Source organism: Sphingomonas pruni NBRC 15498, from assembly GCF_001598455.1.
In the GTDB taxonomy this organism is placed as follows: domain Bacteria; phylum Pseudomonadota; class Alphaproteobacteria; order Sphingomonadales; family Sphingomonadaceae; genus Sphingomonas; species Sphingomonas pruni.
Genome location: NZ_BCYZ01000131.1, coordinates 1 through 4,046 on the forward strand (window position 1 = coordinate 1; position 4,046 = coordinate 4,046).

The 4,046-nt window shown below is 65.9% G+C and carries 5 protein-coding genes; all 5 read left to right on the plus strand.

Going from position 1 to position 4,046, the window contains the following annotated elements; translation table 11 throughout:
- The first annotated feature begins 81 nt into the window (after positions 1-81).
- The gene (gene hisF / locus SPR01S_RS20670) at positions 82-849 is read left to right on the plus strand and encodes an imidazole glycerol phosphate synthase subunit HisF (protein WP_066593661.1); all 768 of its coding nucleotides are present in this window, start codon (positions 82-84) and stop codon (positions 847-849) included.
- Between the two features lie 167 nt (positions 850-1,016).
- On the plus strand, positions 1,017-1,235 hold the full coding sequence (locus tag SPR01S_RS20675; RefSeq protein WP_066593664.1) for a hypothetical protein: 219 nt from the start codon (positions 1,017-1,019) through the stop codon (positions 1,233-1,235).
- 32 nt (positions 1,236-1,267) lie between these two features.
- The gene (locus tag SPR01S_RS20680) at positions 1,268-1,585 is read left to right on the plus strand and encodes a phosphoribosyl-ATP diphosphatase (protein ID WP_066593667.1); all 318 of its coding nucleotides are present in this window, start codon (positions 1,268-1,270) and stop codon (positions 1,583-1,585) included.
- Positions 1,586-1,702: 117 nt separating this feature from the next.
- Positions 1,703-2,080: a histidine triad nucleotide-binding protein gene (locus tag SPR01S_RS20685; RefSeq protein WP_066593668.1), complete on the plus strand. Its 378-nt coding sequence runs from the start codon at positions 1,703-1,705 to the stop codon at positions 2,078-2,080.
- Positions 2,081-2,238: 158 nt separating this feature from the next.
- Entirely contained in the window at positions 2,239-3,852 is a 1,614-nt protein-coding gene (locus tag SPR01S_RS20690) for an amino acid permease (protein ID WP_066593669.1), read from the plus strand.
- The last annotated feature ends 194 nt before the right edge of the window (positions 3,853-4,046 follow it).

Consider the following 4,046-nt stretch of genomic DNA (forward strand, 5'->3'; position numbering starts at 1 on the left):
GGGCAGCGTCACGCGTCCCCATCTGCCCTCACCCTTCCGCCGCTTCGCGGCTCCCTCCCTCTCCCAATGGGAGAGGGAATCATGACCGTTCGCGCCCGGGTCATCCCGTGTCTTGACGTCGCCAATGGCCGCGTGGTCAAGGGCGTCAATTTCGTCGACCTGCGCGACGCCGGTGATCCGGTCGAGCAGGCGCAAGCCTATGACGCGGCCGGTGCCGACGAGCTCTGCTTTCTCGACATCACCGCCAGCCACGAAGCGCGCGGCACCATACTCGACGTCGTGCGACGGACCGCCGAAGTCTGCTTCATGCCACTGACCGTCGGCGGCGGGGTCCGCTCGGCCGAGGACGCACGCGCCTTGCTGCTCGCCGGTGCCGACAAGGTCGCGGTCAATTCCGCCGCAGTGGCGCGACCCGAAGTCGTCCGCGACATCGCCGAGCGCTTCGGCAGCCAGTGCTGCGTGGCCTCGGTCGACGCGCGGCGCACGGCGGATGGTTGGGAAGTCTTCACGCATGGCGGCCGCAAGCCGACCGGGATCGACGCGGTCGCGCATGCCCTGCGGCTAGCCGAACTCGGCGCGGGCGAGTTGCTGATCACCAGCATGGACCGCGACGGCACGCGCAGTGGCTACGACCTCGAACTCATCCGCACGATTGCCGACCAGGTGAGCGTGCCGGTGGTAGCGTCGGGCGGTGTTGGTGGGCTCGACGACCTCGTCGCCGGCATCCGCGACGGCCATGCCAGCGCGGTGCTCGCCGCGAGTATTTTCCATTTTGGTGAGGCGAGCATAGCGGACGCCCACCGCGCGCTGGCTGCGGCGGGCATCCCGGTGCGCACGCCGATCGCCTAAAATTCAGACGGCTCGACCCATTCGTCACCCCGGGCTTGTCCCGGGGTCCACCGTGCCGCACACCCTAAAGCTGAGGTCATTTTGCACGGTGGATGCCGGGACAAGCCCGGCATGACGGAGGAACTGTAGAAACGGCGTTAACCCGCGCGCGCTATCACGCCCTCTCAATGCGCTACGCCCTCGCCCTGCCTCTTCTGCTCCTCGCGACCCCGGCGTTCGCCTCGGTGCCACCGCATAGCGGGGTGATCCATACGCGCAGCATGCCCGAACTGTCCGACATCGCCTTGTTCGGCATGGCGGTTGCCGGCGTCTGGTTGGCGCGTCGGGCACTTCGCAAGCGCTTCGCCAAACCGGCCGACACGACGGCGGCTGCGCCAAAGGATTGACGGCGGCGGCGCGGACAGGCAGCGCTCGCGCCATGACCAACGATCCGCTCGATGCGCTCGACGCGCTGATCCACTCGCGCAAGGGTGAGAGCGCCTCCAGTTCGTATACCGCCTCGCTGTTCGTGGCCGGCCGCGCCAAGATCGCGCAAAAGGTCGGCGAGGAAGCGGTCGAGACCGTCATCGCGGCGATGCGCAAGGACAAGAAGGAACTGACCGGCGAGGCCGCCGACCTGGTCTATCATCTGCTCGTGCTGCTCGCCGATTCCGGCCTGTGCCTCAACGACGTGCGCAGCGAGCTGGCGCGGCGGACGGGTACCTCGGGTCTAACCGAAAAAGCCAATCGCTCTTAAACTCCCCTCCCGCTTGCGGGAGGGGCTGGGGGAGGGCATGTGAGATATTACCACGCCGGCGGGAATGGAGGCTGACACGCCCTCCCCTAACCCCTCCCGCGAGCGGGAGGGGAATTGATGCCGATCGACGCCACCCTGCCCTATGACGACCAGAATATCTTCGCGAAGATCCTACGCGACGAGATCCCGTCGAAGCGCGTGTACGAAGACGAATGGGCAGTCGCCTTCCACGACATCAACCCGCAGGCGCCGACCCATGTCCTGGTGATCCCGCGCGGGCCCTATGTCTCGTGGGACGATTTCAGCGCCAAGGCATCCGAGGCGGAGATCGCCGGCTTCGTTCGCGCCGTCGGCAAGGTCGCACGCGACCTCGACCTCGTCGCGCCGGGCTATCGCCTGCTCGCCAATGTCGGCCTGCATGGACACCAGGAGATCGCGCACCTCCACGTCCATCTGTTCGGCGGACGCGCACTGGGGCCGATGCTGGCGCGGTAGAGCGTTTTCAGCTTTGCTGAAGCGGCGCCGATGTTTCAGCTTTGCTGAAACCGAACGCGCGTTCGTCGCAGCTGAAACCAATAAGGGATTGCACGTAGGGGTTTTGCGACTAGGCTCCGCCGCCAGCACCAAAATACCACCTTGGGGGTTGGCCATTCATGATTTTTGACCGCGTAAAACCTCTCGATGCGATCCTTGCGACCGCCGAGAAAAAGGGGCTGCACCGATCGCTCGGTGCGTTCCAGCTGACGATGCTCGGCATCGGCGCCGTGATCGGCACGGGTATCTTCGTGCTCACCTCCGAAGCCGCGCAAAAGGCGGGGCCGGGCATGCTGCTCAGCTTCATCGTCGCCGGCTTCGTCTGTGCGGTCGCCGCGCTCTGCTATTCCGAACTCGCCTCGATGGTCCCGGTATCGGGATCGGCCTATACCTACACTTATGCCGTGACCGGCGAACTGCTCGCCTGGATGGTCGGCTGGGCACTCATCCTCGAATATGCGGTCGGCGCCAGCGCGGTCGCGGTCGGCTGGTCGAACCATCTGGCCGGGTTGCTCGATGGTATCGGCTTCCATTTGCCGAACGCGATCAAGAATGCCGATGCGCTGATGGCCCACGCCCAGGTGGCGTTCGGGGCAACGCCCAATGTCGATTTGCAGACGGCGATGGACACCGGCGGCTGGATCAACGTTCCGGCGGTTTTCATCGTCGGTTTGGTCACCTGGTTGCTGGTCATCGGCACGACCGAGAGCGCGCGCGTCAACGCTGTGCTGGTGCTGATCAAGATCACCGCGTTGACCGTGTTCATCGCGCTGACCTTGCCGGTCCTCAACGGCACGCATTTCAATTCGCCCGCGGAGCCTTTCCTGCCCACCGGCACGACCGGTATGCTGGGCGCCGCCGCGTCGATCTTCTTCGCTTATGTCGGCTTCGACGCGGTCTCGACCGCGGCCGAGGAAACCAAGAACCCGCAGCGCAACGTTCCGATCGGCCTGATCGGGTCGCTCGGCATCTGCACCATCTTCTATCTGCTGGTCGCCTCGGGCGCGATCGGCGCGATCGGCGCGCAACCGGTGACCGGGGCCGATGGCAGCGTCCTCGCACCGGGATCGGCCGAAATGGCCGGACGCTGTGCCCGGATCGTCGCCGCGGGCGCGATGGAGCCGCTAGTCTGCTCGAAGGAAGCGCTGGTTCACGTTCTCCAGGTCATCAACTGGCCGTTGATCGGCCGGCTGGTCGGCGTGGCGGCAGTGCTCGCGCTGCCGTCGGTCGTGCTGATGATGATGTTCGGCCAGACCCGCGTGTTCTTCACCATGGCTCGTGACGGCCTGCTTCCGGAGAAGCTCGCCTCGGTCCATCCGAAGTTCCGTACCCCGCACGTGGTCACCGTCGTGACCGGCGTCGGCGCCGCGGTCGCCTCGGCGATCCTGCCGGTGGGCAAGCTCGCCGACTATTCCAACTCGGGCACGCTGTTCGCCTTCTTCATGGTCGCGGTGTCGGTGATGGTGCTGCGCCGCACCGATCCGGGCCGCAAGCGGCCGTTCCGCACGCCGGGCGTGTGGATCATCGCACCGCTCGCGATCATCGGCTGTATCGGGCTCTACATCTCGCTGCCGCTGACCGCGATCCTGGTCCTGCCGGGTTGGGGATTGATCGGCCTGCTGATCTATTTCTTCTACAGCCGCAGCCGCAGCCATGTCGGCCGGGGCATCGTCGATGTGCCCGAGCCCGAAGCCTATGAAGGCCTCGCGCCGCGGGTGCCCGGCACCGAGTGAACGGCTGATTTAGGCAATGAGAAAGGGGCCGGAGTAGCGATACTCCGGCCCCTTCTTCTTTCCAGCCCTCTCCCGCCTGCGGGTGCACCGGGTCGGTCATGCCCGCGGCATGACCTGAACAGTGCGGGGCACTGTTCACCCGGTGCAGGTTGGGTGAGGGTCTTCTTTCTCCTTCTGTCTCGGCAGACGCTTGG

What these genes read in the sequence shown, in the direction of transcription:
- hisF (WP_066593661.1), top strand. Translation starts at nt 82, where the DNA reads ATGACCGTTCGCGCCCGGGTCATCCCGTGTCTTGACGTCGCCAATGGC.
- SPR01S_RS20675 (WP_066593664.1), top strand. Translation starts at nt 1,017, where the DNA reads ATGCGCTACGCCCTCGCCCTGCCTCTTCTGCTCCTCGCGACCCCGGCG.
- SPR01S_RS20680 (WP_066593667.1), top strand. Translation starts at nt 1,268, where the DNA reads ATGACCAACGATCCGCTCGATGCGCTCGACGCGCTGATCCACTCGCGC.
- SPR01S_RS20685 (WP_066593668.1), top strand. Translation starts at nt 1,703, where the DNA reads ATGCCGATCGACGCCACCCTGCCCTATGACGACCAGAATATCTTCGCG.
- SPR01S_RS20690 (WP_066593669.1), top strand. Translation starts at nt 2,239, where the DNA reads ATGATTTTTGACCGCGTAAAACCTCTCGATGCGATCCTTGCGACCGCC.